We start from the raw sequence: 26,081 nt of genomic DNA on the forward strand, positions 1-26,081 counted from the left end.
GAGCTAATGACTTCTAATAGTCAATTAGCTCGGCCTTTTAGTCGAAAGTTATAAAACAACCAATAATCACTGTATATCGATTAAAATATATTGTAAAACGATAAATAATATGATAAATTCAATTCACAATAAATCTGTGAGGTGTGTTTATTATGGAAAGAGGATCAACACTTTTTTTAAGGGCAGCGGTTATTCTTATTGGTATCCCGGTGCTTGCCTTGTGCATATTTGTGGTGCCGGAAATAGCGAGTTTCGCAGCAGAACTGTATCCGGATTATAGTTTATTGAAATATCTCATTGCCATTGATTTGTATGCCTCGGCGATACCTTTTTACTTTGCACTGTATCAAGCTTTTAAACTGTTAGGATATATTGACAAGAACAATGCTTTCTCGGAAATGTCTGTACAGGTTTTAAAGAAAATAAAATATTGTGCAATCATCATCAGTTGCTTGTATGTAGTTGGTATGCCACTCTTTTACCTCATGGCGGAGAAAGATGATGCCCCAGGGATTATAGTCATCGGCTTGATTATCATTTTTGCCTCCATGGTGATTGCCGTTTTTGCTGCAGTTCTACAAAAGCTTTTAAAAGAAGCTATTGATATAAAATCAGAAAATGACTTAACTGTCTGAGGTGAAAACAATGGCGATTATATTTAATATTGACGTGATGCTGGCTAAAAGAAAAATGAGTGTTACTGAGCTTTCGGAGAGAGTTGGAATAACAATGGCTAATCTTTCTATATTGAAAAATGGAAAAGCAAAAGCGGTGCGATTATCAACGTTAGAGGCAATTTGTAAGGCTTTGGAATGTCAGCCTGGAGATCTATTAGAATACAAAAATGATGAGGAAACATAAGAATGAAGTCAATAACACAATTGCTGCATTTCGGATATCATCAGGCGATGAGTTGCATATTTCCAGTTGCGATTTTTGGGACTTTAGCTCTTTCTAACATAATAGAAATGCCTTTTCTTTACCGTTATGATGCCATTCTTCTAATACTGCTTACAGTGCAGTACCTCATGTACCGTACTGGATTAGAGACGCTGGATGAAATAAAAGTAATCTGTGTGTTCCACGTTATTGGTTTATTGCTGGAAATCTATAAGGTAAAGATGGGTTCATGGGCATACCCTGAGCCAGGGTTTACGAAGGTGTTTGGTGTACCCCTCTATAGTGGATTTATGTATGCAAGTGTCGCAAGCTTTATGTGCCAGATATGGCGAAGATTGAAAATGGATATGACCGGTTGGCCGGGGCTTGCTTCAGCGGGATTGTTGGGAGGAGCCATCTATTTAAATTTTTTTACACATCATTTCATTCCTGATTTTCGTTGGTGGCTGACAGCGCTTGTGGTTGTTGTCTTCTGGAAAACATGGATCATTTATAGGGTACGGACGGTTACCTATCGAATGCCCTTGACACTGGCCTTTTTTATTGTAGGATTTTTTATCTGGTTAGCTGAAAATATCGCTACATTTTTTAATGCATGGAAATATCCTGATCAATATCAAACGTGGCAACTGGTTAGTTTCAGTAAGATCATTTCGTGGTTCCTTCTAGTGATCATTAGCGTCATTATAGTTGCCCAGCTTAAACATGTTAAGGCTAGCCGTAATCCGATAAATTCATAATTGAGCTGAGTTGGGACAATACGGTTGATTTGACGAATAAATCATTCGTTTGTTACAATGACGGCATCAATTAGGAAAAGGATGAGGACGATGGTTCGTCGTTTGAAAAGGTTTAAGAATGTCGCTACTGCATCAAGCTTCTAAGTATAAATGAATTACATTACTTAGAAGCGAGGGAAAGAAAATGAAACAACATCAGTTCAGCCACTGGTCTGAAATTAAGTATTTAAAGGATATTGTCACCAACCCAATGATTGAGGTAGGAGAGTACTCTTACTACTCTGGTTATTACGATAATCTTGATTTTGAAGATGGGTGTGTCAGATACCTTTGGGGTGATGAACAATCAAGAAAGTTGTTTAATCCCAGTGAAGATTATGGTTGGCATTTAGATAAATTGATTATAGGAAATTATGTTTGTATTGCTAGTGGTGTAATTATTCTCATGGGTGGGAATCACAATCATCATCCTGAATGGATTACCGTGTATCCTTTTGTAGACCAGATTGCAAACTCTTACGAATCCAAAGGGGATACAATCATTGCTAGTGATGCCTGGATTGGGATGAATGCAATGATTATGCCCGGTGTGAAAATAGGCGAAGGTGCTATTGTTGCGGCAGGATCAGTTGTTGTAAAGGATGTCCCACCGTATACGATAGTAGGCGGCAATCCTGCTAAAGTGATCAAGCAACGGTTTACAGATCAAGAAATCGAAAAGTTAAAGGAAATGCGCTGGTTCGATTGGAAACGTGAGAAAATTGAACAAGCCACGTCTATCTTTTCCAGTTCATCTATTGATCAATTATATGACTTTTACCTTAAAGAAATAAAAAAATAACAAAATCAGAACAGGCTGCCAGTATATTCGGCAGCCTGTTCTTTTATCTGACAGGTTCGTTTAACAATAATTGTTTTTTACCAGATTAATCCTAATTAGTATGTTAATATAGGAATGGACTCATTTAATAAGTTAGGAGGAAATTATATTATGGCCTTACCTTTACAAATCCGTCGAATGACACAAAACGATATTGATATTATACATATGGGGTTATCTGAGCATGACGTAAGCCAACCTCTTGATTATGTCCAACGTTGTTGGCAAGAAAATCAAAATGAAAAGCGAGTTACACTTTTAGCTTTTTGTGAAAATGAGTTTGTTGGATGGGGACATGTGGTATACAGGTCGGAATATCCTTATTTTGCAGAGAATAATATACCTGAAATTCAAAACTTTGACGTCATCCCGCCATTTAGGAAACGTGGGGTAGGAAGTGTATTAATTGAAGCTCTTGAAAAAGATGCTTTTACTATATCTAATACTATTGGTATTGGATTTGGATTATACGCTGACTATGGAACCGCACAACGGATGTATATAAAGCGTGGTTTTATCCCTGATGGGCGAGGAATCATGTACGATAATAAGCCTATTGAGCCTGGGGCACATGTTTGTGTCGACGATGATCTCTGCCTTTATCTTATAAAAACTATTGAGCAATAAAAGCAGCTCTTGTACGGGGGGAGATAGATTCTGAAGTATATCGAATTTGGTATCGGCAATACATGGCTTATTAGAACTGAAACGGAGTTAGAGGATGGAACGGAATATGAAGAAAAAGGCATAGTGACACCGGTAAAGTTCCGCTCGTTATATTTTAGGATTTGGATTGGCAAAACTGTAATCATTCTAGACTTAAAACAAGGCTTGAAAATATGTAAGAAGAGTCGTAAAACGTTGAAGATTATTTTTGGTATAACAAGTCTTTAGGTTAAGTATGACAAGGTTGCCGTCTAAATGAACAAATGGAGGAGACCTGACACGAGACTTAGTGCTCTACCTGAGAATTATTAAAAACTCAAAATATAACGACAAGCGAGGTTTAAATGGATAATCCAGAGAATTTGACCCAAGCGCTGTCTAAGTTTTATGAAGAACTTGAACGATCTGATTTACCGGTTAATACTTTTATGCTATTACGTAAGGGAGAAGTTATTACCGAGTTTTATCGTCAACCGTACCGCAAAAACGTTCCCCAGGTTTTATTTTCTCTAAGTAAGAGCTTTACATCTATTGCAGCAGGCATAGCATGGGATAACGGTTATTTTGAATTAACGGATAAAGTGGTTTCTTTTTTCCCGGATCAGCTTCCTAGCTCAATTTCACCTAATTTAGAGAAGATGACGATACATCATCTTCTTTCCATGAATACAGGACATAACAATAGTATCTATGGTGCGATAGCCAAGCAAAATGATTGGGTTCGTGCCTTTTTAGCTTTGGACGTAGAAGATGAACCGGGAAGTTATTACAATTACAATACACACGCCACTTATATGGTTTCGGCTATTATCGAAAAGACGACTGGAGAAAATCTTGTTGATTTTTTAATGCCAAGATTATTTACGCCATTGGACATAGAAAGACCAGAATGGGAGACTTGCCCGTTAGGAGTTGTTGCTGGTGGAATGGGACTAAGCATACCAACAGATGGAATCGCGAAATTTGGCCAGATGCTCCTCAATCAAGGGGTTTACAATAGTCGTAGAATTGTTTCGAAAGATTATTTAAAGCTGGCGCTAAATGAACAAAGCGATAATCGTTGGGGACAAAATAAGGCTGACTGGTCAAACGGATATGGTTATCAGTTCTTTATGTGCAGGAATGGATGTAAGATGGGGAATGGAGCTTTTGGTCAATTGTGTTTCATTGATCCGAGTCAAGAGATTGTGATTGCTGCAACTTCAAGTTTTACCGAGATGAAGAAGTTACAGGATTTTTTAGATATCATATATGCAAAATTACTGAACTTTGATTGGCCAACGGTTGCATCTAACATTATAAAACCTCCTACATTTACCTCCTTAGTAAACAGGATAGTTAAAGTAGATTATAGATCGTACAGTGGAATTTATATCTTTGAAGATAATAAGCATAAAATCAAAGAATTAACACTGAAGTTTGAAGATGAGCACCTTAGTTTTTCTTTACTTTACGACGATCATTTAGATGAATTTCCGTTCGATTTTTTAAGGCCTACCCATGCAAAAAGTTTATTTATTAAAGACTTATCCCTTAGTGAGCAGGAAGTTTGTACATCTGCAAGCTGGCAATATGATGATTCCAAATTAATCCTCACGGTAAATTACATTGAAACCCCTTACGTAGTTGATTACTCTTTGAGTTTTAGCGGTAAAAAAATTGAACTGCATATGCATAGGAATCTTTCCTTAGAGGATAGAGAAGACATAACTGTTATTGGTTGGGAGGGATGAAATGACCAAGGGTAAAGGTTGGATAGCTGTTTTATTTTTGCTTTTTTCTTTAGTTTTTGTGGGAATCACACATCAGGGTACTATGTTTGGGGATTACCTCTTCAGAACCATTGGAATTCCGCCTTGGAGCGAACCTGCGACAAACCATGGTTTACATTATTCAGCAATATTCGGGATCATTTTGTTAATTTTCAGTGGGAGTTTAACTATAAAGCACTTTAGACAGTGTTATAAAAAATATGTAGGCAGAACCGTTTTGCTTGCTATCATCATTTTCATTATATTATATCCATTTCTAACAGAACGATTGTATTATCTTGTGAATATGAACAATGATGGAATTGAAGTTGTGGATTTTCTGGAAAAAGATTCGCACTGTATGTACGGTACTCAAGAGGATATTGTGCAGGTTCAATGTACAATCAGGCTAATCAACTATGGCGGGCAAAATGAAACCGTTATGATCCGTCCAATCTTTCGAGAGTACGGTAATCCTCAAGGGATCTGGTCATTCGCAGAGGTTCAGCCGCAAGAGATTACCTTGTTACCAAGATCTAATATTAAACATAACATTCACTTTGAGAGTAAGTCTGACGCTCGGATTGCTGAATTCGGGGCGAACGGTAATACCGATTATTTTGGTGTGGAGTTCGTCAAGGATGGACATAAAAAGGAAGTCATTAGGGACTGAATTAATAAAAAGATTCATGTCAGTATTAGTTTTGATATTATTACAGCTGAGTAGTAACGGAAGGGAAGGTTTCCAGTGACTCAACGACTGATAACAAAAGTGAACCAGCGCCTCGATAGTGTGCGTGTGCTGGTTCAAGAAATGATCATGTCTATAGGTAGCGAACAATGGAAACAGGAAGCGTGTGTTCACCTGTACGGAGTGTCTAGTTTCGCTTCATTGCTTGCCATGAAAAGAGAACAAAATCAGGAATTGGCAGCCATTATAGGACTGCTTCATAATTATTATTTCTTCAAAACCGGAGTCAAGGAATTTCCAGGTCCCAACAGTGCTGATACCGTAAGGCCTTTATTAAGAGACTTGAATATGTTTACCAAAGAAGAGCTGACTCAAATTCTAAAGGCAATCTTCCATCAAGGGGACAGGAATAAAGTTCAGGGTCCCTATGAAGAGATTCTAAAGGATGCTCAAGTTCTACAATCATATTTTCAGAATAGGAATTGTATCTTAATGCCTCAGGACAATACTAGACTTCGGAATGTACTTCGTGAAATGACGATTCCAGAGGATTTTTTGGAAGAGATAGATTACAGTAGCGGGGCTGAAGTTCTCCAGCCTACGGATAAACGAGGCAAGTTAGCTAATATTGCTGAAACATTTGGAAAAGAAAACATTGTTGGAATACCAGGAAACGAACGATATCGAGAAATCTGTAAATATTGGCCTGACCAAGCGATTTATAAAGTATTACAAAACAATTGGTGCGCAGCATTTGTATATTACTGCTGTATGCAAGCTGGATTTCTGCTGCCGATTCGATATCCGAATGCTGATTTTCGATTAGCTGGCGTAGGGGCATGGTTAGAGTGGGCGCAACTACCTGAGACCGCATTTTTTTATTTTGACGGGCAAGAGGGGTTTACTCCTCAACGTGGTGATATTGTGATTTATGAAAAATTGCTAACTAATGACCCTCACGATCATACAGGTATTGTTTTAGCATGCGATGACAAGGAGATCTTAGTTGCTGAAGGAAATAGGGATAATCAGAATTATTCCAGTGTTTTCTACAGAGATCGCTGGCATTGCGTATATGGCTATATCCGTATCGCTAATGACTATGAATTTGAGTTTAATGGTGAGTATACTCCAATTAGTTGAGGGGAGTTCATTCGGATGATCACAGTTAAGAATATTATGGCTGAGTATTTATTAATGTCTAACCCTAATTTTGAATTGTTTTCAGAACAAGCTCTGGAAAAAAAATACGCTGCAACAGCAAAAACATCTATATAAAACTCCGGTTTTTATCGTTACTTTTGAAGCAAAAAATGAGCCAGCTTGGGACAAAGATTCTTGAGCTTCTTCTCTTTTAAAAAGCAAACATACTTGCCTTTTAGCAATGTTAGAGTTATCATAGATTTCTAAAGTCGTTAATGGAGGTGCTGAATGAAATATTCCCAAGCGACAGATTATGCACTTCATGCAATGCTCTATATGGTGACGGTGGCGTCTGATAAGCCGGTGGGTGTTCAATTGCTTGCTGAGAAGTTAGGTGTTTCCCAAACCTATCTGTCCAAAATGATGACTAAGCTAGTGAAGGCTGGATTGATTCAATCTGCACCTGGTGCTAATGGTGGTTATCGTCTCAGACGCAAGTCGGAAGAAATATCTTTTTTGGATATTATCCATGCAATCGAAGGAACGGCTTCCTTTTTTGAATGCAGTCTAGATCACGGAAGTGAATGTCTGATTCAACAGGTTGTGATTGACGCTGAGCGACAGATGGAGCAGTACTTAGAGAACACGAAAATTGCAGATTTGGCAAAAACGATGAAGACGGAGTAAAGATCCGTTCTTTTTTCGGGGTTATTAGAGACAATATAAATCCGTAATGACTTTAATGTGGGTTTTGATATTGAAATGTGAAGTTTAAAACAATGGAGGATGATTACAATGACTGAAGAGCAAAAATTAAATGCCAAGAGGGCGACCTATGAAAAAACCACTCATATTTCGATTCCCTCTTATGATTCATTATTTTCGATGATCCAATCTTATTTTCGCTTCGAGTTAGGTGACATCCCTGTATCTATGCTCGTGGTCGGTGCGGGGGGAGGAAATGAATTTTCGGCATGGGGGCCATCTAACCCAAACTGGACATTTACTGGAGTGGATCCTTCGGAAGATATGCTTAAGATCGCGAAATTAAAGATAGATGAACTGGGCTTAGAGAGCCGTGTCAGTCTGATTCCTGGGACAATCGATGATCTTCCTCAGCAGGACTCAAAGTTCGATGTGGCAAGTTGTATTTTGGTCCTTCATTTCATCCATGATGTTCAGGAAAAATTGAAATTACTTCGCTCCATAAAGGATAATCTGAAACCGGGTGCTCCATTTGTTCTCGTAAGTGCATATGGAGATTTGGATGATCCTGAACTCCACGACAGAATAAACGTATGGAAAAGCTTTTGGGTTGCAGGGTATGAATCTCCCGAAGCGTTTGATAATGTAAGTAGCAATATTACGAAAATCTCTTTCCTTCCTGAAAAACAAATTGAAGAGTTATTGAAAGAATCAGGCTTCACGAGAATCACTCGATTTTATTCTACTGGAATTATGGCAGGCTGGATGTGTCACGCGGAGTGACTTGAATACTTTCGGACCCGGACCCAGATGACGTTATTTGTATATATTTAGGCGTTGGAGCATGATTTCGGACTCCAGTGCTGCTATTTCTTAAATAGAGGGTGATATATGGTGATTATCATGCTCATAGCGACTATGGAGTCCGCGAGCACCCTTAATATAGGAAAAAGTAGCGTATAAGGTCAACTATGTCCTATAGTGCGATTCATAAGTGTGATTAGTACTTAATTAAACCAAGTTTAAGGATTAGTTCAGCGATCAGGTAGCTCCAAAAAGTAGGGGGTGCCCAACAGCCATTGTATGGCTATGGACACCCCATTGTTTTTAACGAAAGTGACTAATCTATACATGAAGCTTGTAACGATTTGCTTTGCTTATCCGCTGAATGTCTGCAAGTTCCTCCGAAGTGAGTGGAGCTACATCAGCAGCCATTACATTGCTTTTTAATTGCTCCAGACTGCTTGCCCCAGGAATAATAACGGCTACAGATGGATTAGCTAGTGGATAATGAAGCGCTGTTTGTGCAAGATTGCGCGAGTCACTAGTTTCCTGCGAAAGCTGATCATGCAAATTCAGAAGTTCCTCACTACTGTAATCTAAGTAATTCTTCTCGGCTTTGCTGCGACCACGCTCTGACAGTATGCCCCCTGCTAAAGGCCCGCGTGCGATCATGCTAATTCCATGCTTAGCTAGCAGAGGAAGGATTTCTTCCTCAGGACGTCGATCTAAAATGCTATATTGGCTCATAACACTTACGATATTTGATTTTTTCACATATTCTCTAATTACATTAGGACGAATAGAAGAGATCCCATAATAGCGGATAAGACCCTCTTGCTTAAGTTCTTCAAAAGCTTCAATCGTTTCTTCAATTGGATCTTCAATAGTGCCGCCATGCAGCTGGTATAGATCGATGTAATCGGTTTGCAGCCGTTTGAGACTATCTTTGACTGCATTTTTAATATAGGCTTTTGAAGGATCCCAGCTCCAGCCATCTTGGCCGGGAATTCTGCGGTTGCCAACTTTTGTGGTCAGGATTACATCCTGTCGATGTTGACGAATGGCTTGGCCAATAATCTCTTCATTACGGCCCTCATCATAAAGATCTGCTGTATCAACAAAATTGATTCCTTGATCGAGTGCTTCATGAACAATGGAAATGGCTTTCGCCTCATCCGTACCCAAAGACATACAGCCAAGTCCTATTTCACTTACATACAAATCGGATTGTCCTAAACGATTTTTTCTCATAGCGCATTCCTTTCTACTTCTGTTGTTGTTATATTATAACGTTTTGGAGAATTGAATTCTAATGGTGCTTCGGACTTCCATTGACTTTATGATCTTTTGGCTTTATCGTCATAGCATATATTATTTATTAGATGAAGATAGATAGGGAGAGATTGGATCATATGGAACAAGCGATGTTTGCAGGCGGATGTTTTTGGTGCATGGTGACACCGTTTGAGGAATTACCAGGCATTCAAGGAATTGTATCGGGATATGCGGGAGGGTTAACTGAGAATCCAACCTACGAAGAAGTCAAAACCGGAACAACGGGGCATTACGAGGTTGTGCAGATTACGTTTGATCCAGCGCTTTTTTCATACGAGAAGCTGCTTGAATTATATTGGCCTCAGATTGACCCTACCGATGATGGTGGGCAATTCCAGGATCGAGGAACTCAGTACCGGACAGCGATCTTCTATTATAATGAAGAACAGCGTTTAGCAGCTCTTGCCTCGAAGGAACAGGTTGCGGGCAGCGGCAGATTCTCCGGTCCAGTCGTTACGGAAATTCTTCCGGCGCCAGCTTTTTATCGTGCAGAAGAGTATCATCAGGATTATCATCATAAGAATCCCAAGCACTACAAAGAAGATCGGGAGCAATCCGGTCGGGATACTTTTATCGCTAAACACTGGTAAGTGTTGAAAAAACTTTAAACCAAGAGCATCCTGAGTCATTCATGGCTTACGGGATGCTCTTTTTGCATTATATACAAATTTTATTTATTTTAAATTCTACATACTTTCCACACATTTGTAGACTAAACTACTCTAAATCAAGCGAGAACATCACACAGGAGGGTTTAGGATGAAAAAAATCATACCATTTGTTGCCGTTAGTTTGCTTTTGAGTACAGTGTTAACAAGCTGCCAATCAGGCAATAATTCTCCATCTAAGGTTAATTCGCAAGCTAGTTCTGCAACGGTGGAGCAACCATGGATAGCTACGAAGAATACTACTCGTATTAACACTTCAGATCCGATTCAAGCCGCAGTGTTAGTTTCTCAGACTTTATGGACTGCGCAAACAAAGAATAATAGACCTTCAAGTGTAGTTTTGACGGATGTGAGTAATTGGCAGATCGCCGCAGTTAGTGCAGATTTGATTCATCATCCCAGTAATGGGCCTGTACTGTATACCACAAAAGAAGGGGTTCCTGAGGTTACTCTCGCTGAACTTAAGCGACTGAATCCAATAGGTGCTGAAGGCAATAAAGGGGTTCAGGTAGTGCTTGTTGGGCCTATGGCATCCAATGTCGAACAACAATTAAAGGCCATTGATTTAAAAGTAGACCGGATAGAAGGGGATGAGCCAGCGGCAGTAGCTCAGGCTATAGATACTTATTACGCCAAAGCAGCGGGTGAACTTCCAAAGTCGGTCATTATTGGTTCTATGGATAGCCCTGAGTACACGTTGCCGCAGTGAATTGGATCGCACATATGCCTGAACCTCTTCTCTTTGTAACCAAAGACGAAATTCCTAACTCAACGGTCGAGGCTTTAAAAGAACGTGGAGGTAGCGCAACCATTTACATCCTAGGACCAGAAGACATTGTCTCAGCAGATGTAGAAAAGCAATTAAAAGAATACGGAACAGTTCTCCGTATAGCTGGAGAAGATGTTTTTAAGAACGCTATAGCTTTTGCAAGTTTTAAGGATGCCAATAACGGATTCGGCTGGGGAATCAATACACCCGGTCATAACCTGTCTTTGTTAACCACGGATTCAACGATGATAGCTATCGCCGCTGCGCCTTTTTCTCATTTGGGGAAACATGCGCCGCTTATTTTTACGGAAAAAGACGGGCTGCCAGATTCAGTAATGGAGTATATGATGGAGCTTCAACCTAAATTTCAAGATTCACCAGCAGAAGGTCCTTACAATCATGCTTGGATAACTGGGGATAACCTTACAATAAATGAGCGAGCACAAAGTGAAATCGATGACATGCTAGAAATCTCACCTGCTGCAGGAGGCAATCTGCATTCCGGCCACTAACCATAATCAGAGGCTGGCATCATTTAGGGATGATGTCGGCTTGTTCTGTGTTTTTTTGTATAATGAGAAGAACTAGGTCATAAAGAGGGTGAACGGCTTGAATAAGCTACAGATACTGATCGTAGATGATGAATGGAACATGCGGAATTTATTGCGGATTTATTTAAGTAAAGAAGGGATGTCTACAAAAGAGGCGTCAACGGGTCATGAGGCACTTCAACTGTTGAAACAACACAGCTTTGACCTAATCTTGCTGGATGTGATGATGCCGGATATGGATGGCTGGCAGGTCTGCAAGCTGGTGAGGGAGACAAGCTCTATCCCAATTCTAATGCTAACCGCACGTTCTGAAACCAAGGATAAGGTACGTGGTCTCGGTATAGGTGCAGATGATTATCTTACTAAACCGTTTGAGCCGGAAGAATTAGTGGCTAGGATTTATTCTCTGCTGCGGCGTTCAACACTTACATTTGCCTGGCAATCTCAGGAAAAGGTGCTCACATACCCTAATTTTAAAATATACCCAGAAGCTAGGGAGGTACATATTCAGGATACATCCATTGAATTCACGCTCAAGGAGTTTGATCTACTGGCCACTTTGGCGCAAAATACTACCCGGGTTTTTACGAGAGAAGAACTGGTGGAGCGATTATGGGGGAATAATTATGAGGGGGAGAATCGTGTTATTGACACCCATATTAAGAATATCCGCGAGAAACTACATAAAGCAGGCCTAGCCTATAATCCGGTTCAAACGGTGTGGGGATTAGGTTATAAATTTCATGCTCCCGGTAATCAGGTATGAAAAATAACATCATCGGACTTAAGCTCGGTTTTGTTATTATGTCTGTTTTTGTGGTTGTTTTGCTTGTTCTTGGAATTACTATAGACCGGATGTTTACAAGCTTCTATTACAACGAGATGCAAAAAGAGACGGAGGAACTCACCTCACATTTTATTGGAATGGCGGAATCGCAGGATAGTTCAAACGAGCAGATGATGAGTACCTTTGCAGAATTTTCGGATGTCAGTATCTTTAATATCTCGAAGGATGGCAAAATGATACTCCACTCGGGTGTGCATGATCGTATGGATCGTTCATTCATCCATGCTTCGGATGTTAGTAGGATTTTTGCTGGGAAAAGTGTTGATTTTGAGTATAAAGATCCTGCTGGACATTCTTATTTTATCATTGGAAAACCAATAATGGAGGGGGATACAACTCAGTCTGCACTTTATGTAATGTCCTCTACAGAGAGTATGAAGCAATCTTTGGCTTCCATCCGGAACCTCCTGCTGATTGCAGGAATAGGGGCTTTTATATTGGCTTTAGGGATCACTGGTGTGATCGCCATGATTTTGTCTAGACCTCTGATCAAGATGCAAAAGGCAACCCGGAAAATCGCGGCTGGCGAGCTGGAAACGAGACTTTCTATACGTAGTAACGATGAGATTGGTTTTTTGGCTGCAGCCATAAATGATCTGGCTGTCGATCTACAACGATACAGGGATACAAGGCAGGAATTTCTGGCAAATATCTCACATGAGCTGAGAACGCCCATTACATATTTGGAGGGGTACACCAAGGTTATAAAAGATGGGCTTTACGAGACCGAGGGGGAAAGGGATCTATACTTGGATATCATTCATCAGGAAGCACATCGGCTCCAGCATCTGGTGGATGATTTATTTGAACTGGCAAAGATGGAGGAAGGAAAGGTTACACTTACCCAAGAGTGGATCGATCTCAGTCAGCTAACGGAACAAGCCGTGCGCAGAGTTGAACTGAAAGCAAAAGAGAAGGGGTTACAGCTGAAGCTTCAGCTTAGCGGATATGCGTATATGATCCGTGGAGATCAAAAACGTATGGAACAGATTATAATGAACCTTCTGGAAAATGCAATTCGTTATACGGATGAAGGCGAGATTATTATTCATGTGGAATTTGCAGCGGATGCTGCAACTCTAATAGTTGAAGATACAGGAATAGGTATTCCTGAGGAAGAGCTTCCCTATATCTTCGAGCGTTTCTACCGGGTAGAGAAATCACGTTCAAGACAATACGGAGGTTCAGGTCTGGGACTTTCCATTGTTAAAAAGCTGGTGGAATTGCATGGAGGCAAGATTCGAATGATGAGTCAGCCTGGAGCGGGTACTCGTTGCGAGGTGCAACTATTTAATCTATCTAAATCCGAATAAATGTAAGTAAAAAGAGACTTCAGATACAAAATGAGGTCTCTTTTTTGCATGTTTATAATGTTATTTATTCGACTCAAGCTCTTCAAGTGCCCATTCGCAAAATTGTATAGAGCTCTCCATATCAAGCACACGTTTGTGGATCAGTAAATAACGTCCAAAAGTGGTGGCTTTTAACTCACGCGTCTCACCGCGTTCATCACGTAAGACTTCGTTTGCTTTGAGCAAAACCTTGTATCGCTCCAGCTCACTTTTACAAAACTCTGCACGTTTTAGCAATAGGTCCTTGGCTTCTTCCGGGTTGGATAGCCATAAGCTATACAGCTTAAAATGCAGCTCATCCCGTAGCACCGGAGGCTCTGCAGTAGTTTCCACCCATTGCCGCAATTGCTCCAGTCCTGCTTTCGTAATGGAGTATTCTTTTTTATCCGGTTTATCGGTCTGTTCAATGAGCTTAAAGGTGATATAACCTTGCTGCTCCATGCTCATTAATAGAGGGTAGATTTGACTATGTCCAGCACGCCAGAGCGGCTTGATATTCTGAGTTAATTCATATCCAGACAATGAGTTAGCGCTAAGTAAAGCTAGAAGTCCATAAGACAGTGTATTCATTACTATAAAGCCCTCCAGTTATTATAAATCCGTTTTCATTGAATTTTTCGGGGATATGTCATCATTGACATATTGATCATACGATTATAACATTATTCAAGTCACCTTATATATGTAAAAGTAGACATATAAAAAATAATGAGGAGGGGAAGCATGGAAGAAAATCAAGCAAGCAAAATACATTTTTGGCCGATCATGATTGCCATATTCTTCGGAAATTTCGTCTCTGTCTTAAGTACAACGACGATCAACATTGCTGTTCCTCTTTTAATGGATCATTTCAATACGAGTCTGAACACCATGCAATGGATGGTCACGGGTTTTATGCTGGCGACAGGAGTAACCGCACCACTCGCCGGATATCTCGGAGGAAGATTCAGCTACAAAAAGCTTTATCTTTTCGCCTTGATGGGATTCACCATGTTCTCTTTGCTTTGTGCTTTAGCATGGGATCCAACATCATTAATTGTATTTCGGATGCTACAGGGTTCGTGCAGCGGTCTCATCATGGCTTGTACAATGACCATCATATTTCAAGTAATACCGGGAGAACGCAGACCTTTTGCAGTAAGCCTCTGGTCGTTATCCGCGATGGTCGCGCCAGCCATAGGACCAACGTTTAGCGGGTGGCTGCTCCAATATGCCAGCTGGCATTGGTTATTCTTAATTAACATCCCTATTGGAATCATAGCTGTTATTCTAACCCTAACGTTAATTCCATATTATCGAATGAATATTCCGAAGTCATTTGATATTCCTGGTTTCCTTACCGTTGTCCTCGGTAGTTTATCATTATTAACTGCATTTAGCCAAGGCAATAGCTGGGGATGGACTTCGTGGAAAACCTTATCGTTAATCCTTTTGGGAGTTGTATTGTTAGCTTTGTTTGTTTTGCGCGAGCTGAAGGCGGAGGTACCTCTGCTGAATTTGCGTGTATTCCGTAATCGCCGTTTTACCGCCATGCTTAGTATCTATAGTTTAGTTACGATTGCGATGTATGCCGGAACCTATTTAACCCCTTTGTTCTTACAAACGGTAGAAGGGGCTACAACGCTTAAAACAGGGCTGATTTTATTGCCGTCCTCGATCCTCCTTGCCTTGCTGAGTCCAATCGTAGGTAAGCTGTATCCAAAGTTCGGACCTGTGAAGTTGATTTCTGCGGGTATTTTATTTATATTCATCGGTTTATTCATGCTTAGTCGGCTGCAAACGAACATATCTTATAGCTTTATTATGTGGGCGATGGTCGTTCGTAATCTCGGCATTGGACTAGCCAATGTTCCAAGCAGTACAGCCTCAATGGAGGAAATTCCCGTCGAATGGTCTGGGCATGCTACGTCGATCAATAACTGGGTCCGCAATGTGTTAAGTTCACTTGGGATTGCAGTATTCACCTCCATGCTGTCGAGTAGATCTTTACTCCACTCTAAAGAGTTGATCAGATCCGGCGCAAGTAATACAGATTCGATACGTTTACTATCGTTCACGATGGGGGTGAATGATGTTTTCGTGGTGGGTTCCATTATTGTGTTGTTTGGATTTCCACTGATGTTTTTATTACGCAAGAAGCGTACTGTGGTAACTGTACAAAACGCGGGATGACCGGTGCGATAAAAAAAGCAGATCAAGGGTTTATCCTTGATCTGCTTTTTGACTTAGATTACGTTATGTTAATAAACTTTAATGCATCATATCGCCCATGCCACTCATACTGCCTACAATTTCCGGATTAATCATCCCGAATATCATCGCGATATGCGCCACGACCAAGAATCCACTAATAAGCAGAAAATGCAGCTTCATCTTGTGCTCTTCCGATCGTTTACGGGCAATCAGACCAAGATCTAACAAAGCTTGTGGCAATAAGAAGAGTACTCCGCTTAAATAGAAGCCCACGGCTACGATATCAACCCATGTGTGCCAATCCCCATTCACAGACAAAGGAATAAACGCAGTTAGGAACAAGTAGAGGAATACACCTGTGAAATATATCCCTGCGAGTATGCTGCAGACTTTGTTGAAGGATCGTAGCGGGCCTGTTAGATTCTTGGTGAACAAAATAATAAACTCTGTAATGGTAATCGTCTCAGCGAAAATCACGGGGATTGCCATGAATATAATCAAGTTCCAAGGCTGGTTGTCCGCTAGCAAAGACATGTAATGCGTCATGTTCATAAGATACTCCTCCGATAATATGTAATAGCTTCGGTTACTTATCGTATTCGAGAAGTATGTGGAAAGTATGTGGAAACGAAGGTATGATAAATATATGCAATAATAACAGTCGAGGGGAGCAAGACAACCGTGGGAAGAGGATTACAAAACATTTTATTTGATTTAGATGGTACTTTAACAGACCCCAAAGAAGGCATCACCAAAAGCGTAGAATATGCTTTGAACAAATTTGATATACAGATCGAACATTTGGATGAGCTTCTTCCTTACATAGGTCCTCCGTTATATGATTCTTTTATCGAGCTGCACCATTTCACTGAGGAACAAGCGCTTCAAGCGGTTGCTTTTTACCGGGAGCGTTACAGTGCCACGGGATTATTTGAGAATATGGTGATTGAAGGTATACCCCAATTGCTGGAGGGACTTAAGACGAATGGATACTCATTGTATGTAGCAACCTCCAAACCGACTGTTTTTGCAGCACAGATTCTTGAGCATTATAAGCTCGATCATTATTTCAAACATATCGGAGGAAGTAATCTGGACGGTACCCGTTCTAAGAAGCAAGAGGTTATTCAGTACGTGCTTGATGAGAATGATATACATCCAGAGGAAGCGGTAATGATAGGAGACCGTAAGCATGATATCATCGGTGCTATTGGCTGTGGTGTCGAATCCATTGGAGTGACTTTTGGTTATGGTCCCAAGGAGGAGCTTGAACAAGCCGGAGCAGACCATATCGCCTTTCGTGTGGAAGAAATTGCAGATATCATTCAGCATATTTCATTGAGAGAACGGTGCACCAAATGAGTGTTATGAATACTGTAATACTTGACGGGAAATCGATTAAGCTGGTTCCAATAGATGAAAGTCATGCAGAAGGATTGGCGAAAGTGTTAAGAAATCCAGACATCTGGGAATTTACCTGGCGAAAAATAACGTCGGACGAGCAGGTGCAAGGATTAATCTCAACAGCTTTAGCGAATCAAAAGAACGGTTCACAAATTACCTTTACTATCATTGATAAAGCAACGGAGCGAATTATCGGAACCACTCGTATTATGCATCCGGATTTGGTTCATCGTAACGCTGAAATTGGATGTACCTGGATCTCACCAGACTATTGGAGAACTAGTGTGAACACAGAAGGCAAGTCGCTGCTGCTACACTATTGTTTTGAAGAACTAAAGCTGATCCGCGTAGAATTTACAGTGGTCGCGAACAACTTGAGGTCACAAAGAGCAGTAGAACGAATAGGGGCGGTTAAAGAAGGGGTTCTGCGCAAGCATAGAATCAAGTCTGACGGATCGATTCATGATAATGTGGTCTTTAGCATATTGGATACCGAATGGCCTGCTGTAAAAGAGAATCTGCATTATTTGATAAATGATAAATACGCATAAGTATAGATGAAGCAAACAAACGGGCTAAGGGCCGTTCCATAGGGAGCTACACTTCATTTATAATTGATGAATCAGAGTGGTGACGGAAGCAATTTGTTAAAGCAAAGTGAGCGTTTAATTGTATTTTGTACAACTATAATTCCTTAATTGGTCGGGGCATAGATATAACTGTATTTAGTACATCTATATTCCTCATTTAATTTCTTATAGGTGGATTTTCAGGGTTTTAATTGTACAGAATACAATTAAAACAAGAATAGTTACTTTTGCACACGGAATAAGTGTACAGAATACAGTTATTTCACATTTACCCTATATCACTCTCCATTATCTCATTCGAATCCTTTAAATTAGGTGCTAGAAGTATAACAAGAGGGAATGCACCGGAAGCTACGTTCTGTCTGAAAGGATTTCTTCAAGGCATCAGACTTGCAACTCCTGCTTAGTGAGGATGAATATACTTGGTGGATCAGCGGATGATTAAGCGAGTTAAGCCAGAGCGTATAAGGATTTGCCCATAAATTTGCTTAAACACCCCCCACAGATCAAAAACACCAGGCAGTGATACTCCAATCCCGGAGAATCGCTGCCTGGTTGTTTTTTAATAACAGAGACCGCTACAAATTCTAGAAAGAGCTGCTTGGAGCAGCGCCTTCTTTTATGATTCAGCCAATAGGCTGCTTATGGTTATTGTTTAGGACTTACAAGGATTTTCACTTGATTTTTTTCTTTCAAAAGAGCCTCAAACCCGTGATCAATCACTTCATTCAGTTTAATTCTCTTAGTAACAAGTTTTTCAGCAGGGAAGTACCCTTGTTCCATCAAGCTAATTACAGCTGGGAAAACATCACGGTAACCAATGATACCAGTTAAGTTGCGTTCTTTAAGTACGATATTGTTTGGAGTAATCGTAGCATCTTTTTCGAAAATACTAACGATCATGATTTGTCCACTCAATTTAGTGGAATTAATGGCTTGGGTTAGAACGGGAGGTACACCTGTCACTTCAAACGCAACATCTACGCCACCATCGGTACGTTTTTGAATTTCTTCGACCACATCATATTGTTTAGGATCGATTACAATACCACCAAGCTCTTCAGCTTTACTCTTACGTTCCTCGGAAAGTTCTACTACATAGATTTCAGCAGCGCCGGATGCTTTCAAAGCTTCAATGACCAGCAAACCGATTGGGCCAGCACCGAATACTACAGCTTTATCTCCAACCTTCAGTTGACTGGAACGAACAGCGTGTAGAGCAACGGCAGAAGGTTCCACGAGAGCACCTTGTTCATAGGATAAGCTGTCTGGAATTTTGTGCACCATATGTTGGTCTGCTGCGACGTATTCTGAGAATCCACCGCCACCACCAGCCAAACCTAGGAAGCCCATTTTTTCACAAAGATTATATTTACCTTGTCGACAAGCCACACATTCACCACATGCGAAAACAGGCTCGACGACGACGCGATCACCAACATTAAACTTGCTAACGCCTTGACCTACTTCTACGATTTGTCCAGAGAATTCATGTCCCATTACGACTGGAGCTTTTTCACCAGTAAGGGGATGATCTGTTCCTTGGGGAATGAAAATAGGGCCGGCTACATATTCGTGAAGATCGCTGCCACAAATTCCGCACCATTCAATTTTGATTTTCACTTTTCCTTCAAGGGCTGCTGGTTCTTCAATCGTTTCTAACCGTAGATCTTTGACGTTATGCCATCTTAATGCTTGCATATCATTCATCTCCTAGATTAATAATTGATAATAAATAGTATTTTATTTCTGGAAAAGAGGAAACGTTTCCGAGAACAAATATGTCACATAATTTTCATATTGTCAAATTTAAATAATGAAAATATTAATATCGAAAATTAGTGAAATATTTCACTAAAACAGAGTTATATCAAGCCTTTAGGCTCACAGTGGCAGCTGAGATAAGTATTCTTCTATGTACTATTATGTTATAATCTATACATTGGAATTTTGATTTTAGATGAGTGGAATAGAGATAAATACGAAAACGATTCCGGAAATAAGGGGACTATCAGAGTGGCTAATAAAAACAAAGTAACCATAGAGGATGTAGCGAAACGGGCGGGGGTAGGTATTGCTACTGTCTCAAGAGCCATTAATAATTCAGAGGGAATTAGTTCCAAGACTAAGGCGCTAGTACTGCAAGTGATTGAGGAGATGGGTTTCACTCCAAATACCTCTGCGCAAAGCCTCAAAATCCGCCAAACGAAGCAGATTGCTCTGGCCGTTCCTGACATTCGCAACGCAATTATTCCGGATATCGCCTGGTCCGTAGAGCAAGCCGCCAAACAACATAGCTATCGGGTAATTCAAATTAATACTTCTGGCAACCCGCGCACTGAGCTCGAAACGATTCGTGAGGTCAAAAAATTACATGTAGATGGACTCATTATCATGCCTCTTGCTTATCCAAAGACCATGGTAGAGTTAATTAATAAATCGAGTGTTCCGGTCTCCATCATTAACTACGGGAAAAGAATCACAGAAAATGTGAAAGCTGACGTCGTTAGTTTGTCACGTTTTGAAGGACAATTAGTGATGGAGCATTTAATCAATATCGGTCGTTCTAGAATTGCATATGCAGGGGCACAAAAAGATCTTATTGAAGATCGTTATCTTGCTTATCAGCAAGCTTTAAATCAAGTGGATATTTCGCTTGTTTATTTTGGAGAAGACTTTTCCTTGCAAACTGGACTACAAGCCGCTGACTATTTCTACAGCCTGACGCATATGCCAGACGCTATTTATGCAGTGAATGACATGGTGGCCATAGGTATTGTGAATCGGTTTAAAGAATTAGGCGTTCGTGTTCCAGAAGATGTGGCGGTGGTTGGGGTAGATAATAACGCATGGACTACTATCACAACGCCTCAGATTAGTTCAGTTTCCATCATGGGGAATGAAGTGGCACGATTAGCCACACAGCTTCTTTTGCAACGTATTCAGGATAATATTACCGGGGAGTATCAAAGGGTGCAGCTTGATCCGCGATTAATCGTGCGAGAGTCAAGTGTTTCGGTTAGACGTAGTACGAATTAAAGACCTTAAGTTTGCGACTACTAAGAATGAATAGGTTGTAAATCCTTTAAATCCTGCTAGACTTAATACAGAGTAATTTGATTGGAAATTAAGAAATGAGGTGCGGATCATTATGGCTAATATTTATAAGAGCTTAACCGATCTGATCGGAAATACACCGTTATTAGAGATTTCAAAGTATAGTAAAACCCAAAACGTAGAAGCAAGAGTTCTTGCCAAGCTGGAATCTTTTAATCCTGCAGGTAGTGTTAAAGATCGTATTGGATATGCAATGATCAAAGATGCGGAAGAGAGAGGTCTCATTAATAAAGATTCTGTCATTATTGAGCCTACTAGTGGAAACACTGGGATAGGACTTGCTTTTGCAGCTGCTAGCTTAGGGTATTCACTGATCATCGTCCTACCAGATACATTTAGTATTGAACGCCGTAAATTAATGCTGGCATTAGGTGCTGAGCTTGTGTTAACACCGGGAACTGAAGGAATGAGCGGAGCTGTAAGAAAGGCAGAACAATTAGCTGCGGAAATTCCAAATTCATTTATTCCCCAACAATTCAGCAATCCTGCGAACCCGGAAATACACAGAACGACTACAGCAGAGGAGATTTGGCGGGATACCGATGGAGATGTTGATATTTTCATAGCGGGTGTTGGTTCTGGAGGCACTATCTCGGGTGTTGGGAAAGCGTTGAAAGAAAAGAACCCCGCAGTCCAAATTGTCGCCATCGAGCCGTTTGACTCTCCTGTTTTATCAGGAGGCCGTCCTAAGGGACATGGGATTCAGGGCATTGGAGCAAACTTTATTCCTGAGAATTACGATAATGAAGTAGTGGATGAGATTTTTCAGGTGAAAAATGATGATGCCTATAGCGTATCACGTGCACTTGCGCGAACAGAAGGATTGCTGGTGGGTATCTCCTCCGGAGCAGCTGTTTACGCAGCTACACAAATCGCTAAGCGTCCTGAGAATAAGGACAAGACCATCGTGGTGATTCTGCCGGATACCGGTGAACGTTACTTAACCACTACGCTGTTTGATTTTTAACGGAACATGAGCGCTAGATCCAATTAATTGGCTTTAAAAAGCAAACAAAAGGTTCAGCTATAGGCTGAGCCTTTTTGTTGTTTGAGTATTGGCTGTATATCTCCAGATAACGGGTATCTCAAGTAACTAAGAAGTTTAAGAGGGATTCAAAAACTCCCATTATTACAAGTAGCTAAGAAGTTCAAGGGGGATTCCAAATCTCCCATTTTGTATAGTAGCCAAGGAAGTTCAGTGTGTTACGGACCGTATTGCAGCTATTTCGCCATTTAATCTCATTTTGCTGCGTTATCGGACTGTATAGCACTTATTGGCCAACATTTGTGGATAAACAGTGTAGTTTTGAGTAAATAGCTGCAACTGAGTCCGATAGCCTGCCGCAAACGCTCAAATAAACAGAATAACGTCTCCTGAGTCCGATGCATCGGCGAAAAGTGTGTTATCCAGCAGGGGATTCCAAAACTCCCATTATCTCAAGTAACTAAGAGAGTTCAGTGTGTTACGGACCGTATTGCAGCTATTTCAGCATTTCAGCTCATTTTGCCGAGGTATCGGACTGTATAGCACTTATTGGCCAACATTTGCGGATAAGTGGTGTGGTTTTAAGTAAATAGCTGCAACTGAGTCCGATAGCCTGCCGCAAACCCGCAAATGAACAAAATAACGACTCCTGAGTCCGATCCATCGGCGAAAAGTATGTTATCCAGTAGGAGGATTCCAAATCTCCCATTTTGTATAGTAGCCAAGGAAGTTCAGTGTGTTACGGATCGTATTGCAGCTATTTCGCCTTTTTAGCTCATTTTGCCGAGATAACGGACTGTATAGCACTTATTGGCCAACATTTGTGGATAAACAGTGTGGTTTTGAGTAAATAGCTGCAACTGAGTCCGATAGCCTGCCGCAAACCCGCAAATGAACAAAATAACGACTCCTGAGTCCGATCCATCGGCGAAAAGTATGTTATCCAGCAGGGGGTTCCAAATCTCCAATGATCTTGAGTGTGATCCATCAACACAACACGATGATTGCCCCTAAAGCGACTTGCACGCCTCAAATCACCCGCCTCACAAACTCTAAGCGTTTTTTCCTGTTGTGTAATTTCCAGTTTAGAATAAAATGGAACTATTCCGCTAACCGCGCGTAACCGATAAATAAGAGAGATAATGATAGATCAGGAGGTACATATGAACACGAGAACTCTAAAAATACTGCTACATACCACACTTGCTGCCTTATTGTTAAGTGTATTGCTTTTGCCGGCTGTAAGTTTAGCCAAAACTGCTGTACCTAAGCATACAGGGTCATTTTATGTGAATGATTTTGCGAATGTGATTGACGAGAAAGCAGAGAATTACATGGTGAACTACGGCATTCGATTACATCAGGCTACTGGAGCTCAAGTTGTGCTTGTAACTGTGGATTCTACTGAAGGGGTTTCGATGGAAGAGTATGCAAAATCGCTTTTCAATAGCTGGGGTGTGGGGGCTGCGGATAAAAATAATGGTCTCCTGCTGCTGCTCTCTATAAAAGATGATGATTATTGGGCGGTACAAGGTAAAGGTATAGAGGAATCATTGCCTAACAGTAAGATTAAAGAGATTCTTTCACAATATCTTGAGCCGGATTTCGCAGCTAAAACATACAGTAATGGTGCTAGGAAGACGTATGGAGCTTTTATTCAAGCTATGGGTGGCACTTGGGCAGAAAATGTTGGCACCAAAAATTACGTATCCGATAATGCGGGTGTGCTCAAAAAAGTAACTAAAGACTATCTGAACGATTCCAGCAACAGATATAAAACAACAACCGGAAGTGGAATTTATGTGGTCACCGTAAAAAATGCTGGAGATAAAACATTGCAGGACTATACCTATATGAAGTTTGCTTCGGTAGGTGCTGGTCCTAAGGATGTTATGCTTGTATTGGACATAGGCGGAGACAACTATCATGTTCTACAAGGCAAGGATATCGACAAGGTTTTAACCAATGAGGCTATTAGTAATATTTTAAATACCGTGCTTGAACCCCAATTTGTGAAAAAAAATTACGGAACGGGAGCTACAACGACAGTTAATTCGTTCTACAGCTTCTTGTTAGCGAGAGCGGATCATCCGCAAGGAGTCACAGGAAACAACGGAAACAAAGTTAATCCTGGAACTACAACGAATTCTGGTACTTCCTCTACTACAGCTACAAGTGGAGGTGAGGGGGTTAGTAAAAGCAAGGCTTTTCTAATTTTCTCAGCGATTTTTGGTTCGCTTATCTTATTTGGATTTACTGCTTCACGACGCAATAGATATATAGAAATGTATGGTTTGCCATTTAATCCATATAGCCAAAGGAATATACGCCGTTATGGTCCTTGGCATGGTCAAGCGGATTACGGTTATGGCAGACGCTGGCACAGACGTTATTATCATCACCACCATAGGAATACAAACAATTCGCAATCAAGTTTCTGGGGAAACAGTGGTGGCGGAGGCTCTACTAACGGTGGCGGTGCAGGACGGTATTCCTCAAGCAACGAGAACCATGGTGGTGGAGGTTCCAGCAGTGGTGGAGGAGCAGGAAGACATTCTTCAAGCTCATCCAGCCGCAGCTACTCAGATGATGATGATAGAGGCTCATCAGGTGGCGGCGGTTATTCCGGCGGTGGTGGCTCATCAGGTGGCGGCGGTAGCGCTAGCGGCGGCGGGGGAGTAGGAAGACATTAGAATTTGATTAGCTATATGTGAGCAGGAAGCCAAGATATTGGAAACCTGCTCGTTTTTTTGTTTTTGAATGCTGACTATTACTCAAACAGAAACTTTTAACGAAAATCATCGTCTATGATAAGGACGAGTTGTACATATTATCAAATTAGTAATATTTAGGGAGGAATACTCAGAAGTGAGCACTTCATCATTACCTCAACGTTCCAATGCACGCAATAAGAAACCTGTAAAGAAACCAATAAAAAAGCGGAAGAAACGGAGTTTTTTTCGCACCTTATCCAAAGTTTTTTTATTCTGCTTATTCTTAATGATCGCTGCTGGTGGATGGCTTTATTTTGCACCCTCGGCTCAGAACTTACGTTATACAATCGCAGATACGTTAATTACAACACAACATCGCTATATGGCTAAATATATTATAGGTGAAGATCAACTGAAGGAACGGGTAACCGAATATACCGCCCGTTTTGAAGAGATGGGGGACGAAATAGATACACATACGATCGCTCCCGAACCTGAGGTGGTAGAGAAGCCGCTTGTCGAGATTGAGAATGTCTCAGGCAGTGGCTATACCGGATATGTAATGATTGTTAATGATCCAACCAAAGTCCGACTAGGAATACCTAATAAGATTGGTTCAGGTGAAAAAGTAACCAGTATGGCGAAGCGTACAGGCGCTATCGCTGGAGTTAACGGTGGTGGGTTCGCTGATCCGAACTGGAAAGGTAACGGGTTTAAACCCATAGGAATTGTAGTCTCACAAGGTAAGTTATATTACAACGGTCTTGGCGGTAAAAAATCTACACAGATTGTTGGTCTGGATAAACAAGGAAAAATGGTTGCCGGGAATTATACGCTAGATGAGATTAGTAAAATGGGGGTTCAGGAGGCAGTTACTTTTAGCCCGCGGCTAATCGTTAATGGCAAAGGATTGATTAAGAATGCAGCGGAAGGTTGGGGGATTGCACCTAGAACAGCAATGGGTCAGCGGGCAGATGGCGCTATTATTTTTGTGGTAATTGACGGACGACAGCCTACTTATAGTATTGGAGCAAATCTCTATGATGTGCAGCAAATTTTGCTTAAGCATGGAGCTGTGATAGCGGCTAATCTGGATGGTGGATCTTCTACGGTACTAGTAAAAGATAATGAGATTATGAATAAACCCTCATCCCAATATGGTGAGCGGTATTTGCCTACAGCTTTTTTAGTTTTTGAGCATCCAGAACAGGTTGATATGCCAAATATTTGGAAAGGACTAGATCCTGCCAAGATTGATGCTGGGAAAAAGAGAACACAATAAGTACGCGTTATTGGG

General features: G+C 40.8%; 27 protein-coding genes. 23 read left to right on the forward strand and 4 right to left on the reverse strand.

Going from position 1 to position 26,081, the window contains the following annotated elements; all coding sequences use genetic code 11:
- Positions 1–152 precede the first annotated feature (152 nt).
- From NSQ55_RS14015 to NSQ55_RS14065, 11 genes are all read left to right on the forward strand, one after another.
- A complete protein-coding gene (locus NSQ55_RS14015) occupies positions 153–635 on the forward strand; it encodes a DUF2975 domain-containing protein (RefSeq protein WP_038570783.1) in 483 nt (160 codons plus the stop codon).
- Between the two features lie 10 nt (positions 636–645).
- On the forward strand, positions 646–861 hold the full coding sequence (locus NSQ55_RS14020) for a helix-turn-helix transcriptional regulator (protein WP_339174041.1): 216 nt from the start codon (positions 646–648) through the stop codon (positions 859–861).
- Between the two features lie 2 nt (positions 862–863).
- Positions 864–1,640: a DUF817 domain-containing protein gene (locus tag NSQ55_RS14025; RefSeq protein ID WP_339174043.1), complete on the forward strand. Its 777-nt coding sequence runs from the start codon at positions 864–866 to the stop codon at positions 1,638–1,640.
- A gap of 184 nt (positions 1,641–1,824) precedes the next feature.
- Entirely contained in the window at positions 1,825–2,481 is a 657-nt protein-coding gene (locus NSQ55_RS14030; protein WP_339174046.1) for a CatB-related O-acetyltransferase, read from the forward strand.
- A gap of 150 nt (positions 2,482–2,631) precedes the next feature.
- Positions 2,632–3,147 carry a GNAT family N-acetyltransferase gene (locus tag NSQ55_RS14035; protein WP_076219091.1) on the forward strand — a complete coding sequence of 172 codons (516 nt, stop codon included), beginning with the start codon at positions 2,632–2,634 and terminating at the stop codon, positions 3,145–3,147.
- A 30-nt stretch (positions 3,148–3,177) separates the two neighbouring features.
- Complete coding sequence (locus NSQ55_RS14040) at positions 3,178–3,414, forward strand: DUF3977 family protein (RefSeq protein WP_076219092.1); 237 nt, start codon at positions 3,178–3,180, stop codon at positions 3,412–3,414.
- Between the two features lie 116 nt (positions 3,415–3,530).
- Positions 3,531–4,919: a serine hydrolase gene (locus NSQ55_RS14045; RefSeq protein ID WP_339174049.1), complete on the forward strand. Its 1,389-nt coding sequence runs from the start codon at positions 3,531–3,533 to the stop codon at positions 4,917–4,919.
- A 1-nt stretch (position 4,920) separates the two neighbouring features.
- Complete coding sequence (locus NSQ55_RS14050; protein ID WP_076302003.1) at positions 4,921–5,610, forward strand: hypothetical protein; 690 nt, start codon at positions 4,921–4,923, stop codon at positions 5,608–5,610.
- Between the two features lie 75 nt (positions 5,611–5,685).
- Positions 5,686–6,771 (forward strand): CHAP domain-containing protein, encoded by a 1,086-nt coding sequence (locus NSQ55_RS14055; RefSeq protein ID WP_339174052.1) that lies wholly within the window; start codon positions 5,686–5,688, stop codon positions 6,769–6,771.
- Positions 6,772–7,059: 288 nt separating this feature from the next.
- Positions 7,060–7,458, forward strand: a complete 399-nt coding sequence (locus NSQ55_RS14060; RefSeq protein ID WP_036678138.1) for an Rrf2 family transcriptional regulator — start codon at positions 7,060–7,062, stop codon at positions 7,456–7,458.
- A 108-nt stretch (positions 7,459–7,566) separates the two neighbouring features.
- Positions 7,567–8,259 carry a class I SAM-dependent methyltransferase gene (locus NSQ55_RS14065; RefSeq protein ID WP_076275684.1) on the forward strand — a complete coding sequence of 231 codons (693 nt, stop codon included), beginning with the start codon at positions 7,567–7,569 and terminating at the stop codon, positions 8,257–8,259.
- Between the two features lie 342 nt (positions 8,260–8,601).
- Here NSQ55_RS14065 and NSQ55_RS14070 read toward each other — a convergent pair whose 3' ends face one another.
- Positions 8,602–9,510: an aldo/keto reductase gene (locus NSQ55_RS14070; protein ID WP_339174058.1), complete on the reverse strand. Its 909-nt coding sequence runs from the start codon at positions 9,508–9,510 to the stop codon at positions 8,602–8,604.
- Between the two features lie 161 nt (positions 9,511–9,671).
- Between NSQ55_RS14070 and msrA the strand changes: the two genes are divergently transcribed.
- From msrA to NSQ55_RS14095, 5 genes are all read left to right on the forward strand, one after another.
- Positions 9,672–10,184: a peptide-methionine (S)-S-oxide reductase MsrA gene (gene msrA / locus NSQ55_RS14075; protein WP_339174060.1), complete on the forward strand. Its 513-nt coding sequence runs from the start codon at positions 9,672–9,674 to the stop codon at positions 10,182–10,184.
- A 169-nt stretch (positions 10,185–10,353) separates the two neighbouring features.
- Positions 10,354–10,971 carry a hypothetical protein gene (locus tag NSQ55_RS14080; RefSeq protein WP_339174063.1) on the forward strand — a complete coding sequence of 206 codons (618 nt, stop codon included), beginning with the start codon at positions 10,354–10,356 and terminating at the stop codon, positions 10,969–10,971.
- Between the two features lie 14 nt (positions 10,972–10,985).
- On the forward strand, positions 10,986–11,543 hold the full coding sequence (locus tag NSQ55_RS14085) for a hypothetical protein (RefSeq protein WP_339174066.1): 558 nt from the start codon (positions 10,986–10,988) through the stop codon (positions 11,541–11,543).
- Positions 11,544–11,640: 97 nt separating this feature from the next.
- Positions 11,641–12,348, forward strand: a complete 708-nt coding sequence (locus NSQ55_RS14090) for a response regulator transcription factor (protein ID WP_339174068.1) — start codon at positions 11,641–11,643, stop codon at positions 12,346–12,348.
- Positions 12,345–13,742, forward strand: coding sequence for a HAMP domain-containing sensor histidine kinase (locus NSQ55_RS14095; RefSeq protein WP_339174069.1), 1,398 nt, complete (start codon positions 12,345–12,347; stop codon positions 13,740–13,742). The genes NSQ55_RS14090 and NSQ55_RS14095 overlap by 4 nt, the downstream gene beginning before the upstream one ends.
- A 60-nt stretch (positions 13,743–13,802) precedes the next feature.
- On the opposite strand, the gene NSQ55_RS14100 is transcribed toward NSQ55_RS14095, so the two are convergent.
- On the reverse strand, positions 13,803–14,351 hold the full coding sequence (locus NSQ55_RS14100) for a PadR family transcriptional regulator (RefSeq protein ID WP_076129363.1): 549 nt from the start codon (positions 14,349–14,351) through the stop codon (positions 13,803–13,805).
- Positions 14,352–14,504: 153 nt separating this feature from the next.
- Between NSQ55_RS14100 and NSQ55_RS14105 the strand changes: the two genes are divergently transcribed.
- On the forward strand, positions 14,505–15,953 hold the full coding sequence (locus NSQ55_RS14105; RefSeq protein ID WP_339174072.1) for a DHA2 family efflux MFS transporter permease subunit: 1,449 nt from the start codon (positions 14,505–14,507) through the stop codon (positions 15,951–15,953).
- A 78-nt stretch (positions 15,954–16,031) separates the two neighbouring features.
- On the opposite strand, the gene NSQ55_RS14110 is transcribed toward NSQ55_RS14105, so the two are convergent.
- On the reverse strand, positions 16,032–16,526 hold the full coding sequence (locus tag NSQ55_RS14110) for a DUF6803 family protein (protein WP_339174075.1): 495 nt from the start codon (positions 16,524–16,526) through the stop codon (positions 16,032–16,034).
- A 129-nt stretch (positions 16,527–16,655) separates the two neighbouring features.
- Here NSQ55_RS14110 and NSQ55_RS14115 point away from each other — a divergent pair, with 129 nt between their 5' ends.
- Both NSQ55_RS14115 and NSQ55_RS14120 read left to right on the forward strand, forming a co-directional pair.
- On the forward strand, positions 16,656–17,336 hold the full coding sequence (locus tag NSQ55_RS14115; RefSeq protein WP_076185867.1) for an HAD family hydrolase: 681 nt from the start codon (positions 16,656–16,658) through the stop codon (positions 17,334–17,336).
- Positions 17,333–17,929 carry a GNAT family N-acetyltransferase gene (locus tag NSQ55_RS14120; protein ID WP_339174077.1) on the forward strand — a complete coding sequence of 199 codons (597 nt, stop codon included), beginning with the start codon at positions 17,333–17,335 and terminating at the stop codon, positions 17,927–17,929. The genes NSQ55_RS14115 and NSQ55_RS14120 overlap by 4 nt, the downstream gene beginning before the upstream one ends.
- 687 nt (positions 17,930–18,616) lie before the next feature.
- Here the strand turns inward: NSQ55_RS14120 and NSQ55_RS14125 are convergent.
- The gene (locus NSQ55_RS14125; RefSeq protein WP_076129368.1) at positions 18,617–19,669 is read right to left on the reverse strand and encodes a 2,3-butanediol dehydrogenase; all 1,053 of its coding nucleotides are present in this window, start codon (positions 19,667–19,669) and stop codon (positions 18,617–18,619) included.
- Positions 19,670–19,984: 315 nt separating this feature from the next.
- Here NSQ55_RS14125 and NSQ55_RS14130 point away from each other — a divergent pair, with 315 nt between their 5' ends.
- The 4 genes from NSQ55_RS14130 to NSQ55_RS14145 all read left to right on the forward strand — a co-directional run bounded on the left by NSQ55_RS14130 (position 19,985) and on the right by NSQ55_RS14145 (position 26,066).
- Positions 19,985–21,007: a LacI family DNA-binding transcriptional regulator gene (locus tag NSQ55_RS14130; RefSeq protein WP_076185862.1), complete on the forward strand. Its 1,023-nt coding sequence runs from the start codon at positions 19,985–19,987 to the stop codon at positions 21,005–21,007.
- Positions 21,008–21,119: 112 nt separating this feature from the next.
- Positions 21,120–22,052 (forward strand): cysteine synthase A, encoded by a 933-nt coding sequence (gene cysK / locus NSQ55_RS14135; RefSeq protein WP_076129370.1) that lies wholly within the window; start codon positions 21,120–21,122, stop codon positions 22,050–22,052.
- A 1,181-nt stretch (positions 22,053–23,233) separates the two neighbouring features.
- Positions 23,234–24,763 (forward strand): TPM domain-containing protein, encoded by a 1,530-nt coding sequence (locus tag NSQ55_RS14140; RefSeq protein WP_339174081.1) that lies wholly within the window; start codon positions 23,234–23,236, stop codon positions 24,761–24,763.
- A 175-nt stretch (positions 24,764–24,938) separates the two neighbouring features.
- Positions 24,939–26,066, forward strand: a complete 1,128-nt coding sequence (locus tag NSQ55_RS14145; protein ID WP_339174084.1) for a phosphodiester glycosidase family protein — start codon at positions 24,939–24,941, stop codon at positions 26,064–26,066.
- Positions 26,067–26,081: the final 15 nt, after the last annotated feature.

Origin of the sequence: Paenibacillus sp. FSL H7-0943, from assembly GCF_037963265.1 — a bacterium.
Lineage (GTDB): Bacteria > Bacillota > Bacilli > Paenibacillales > Paenibacillaceae > Paenibacillus_AQ > Paenibacillus_AQ odorifer.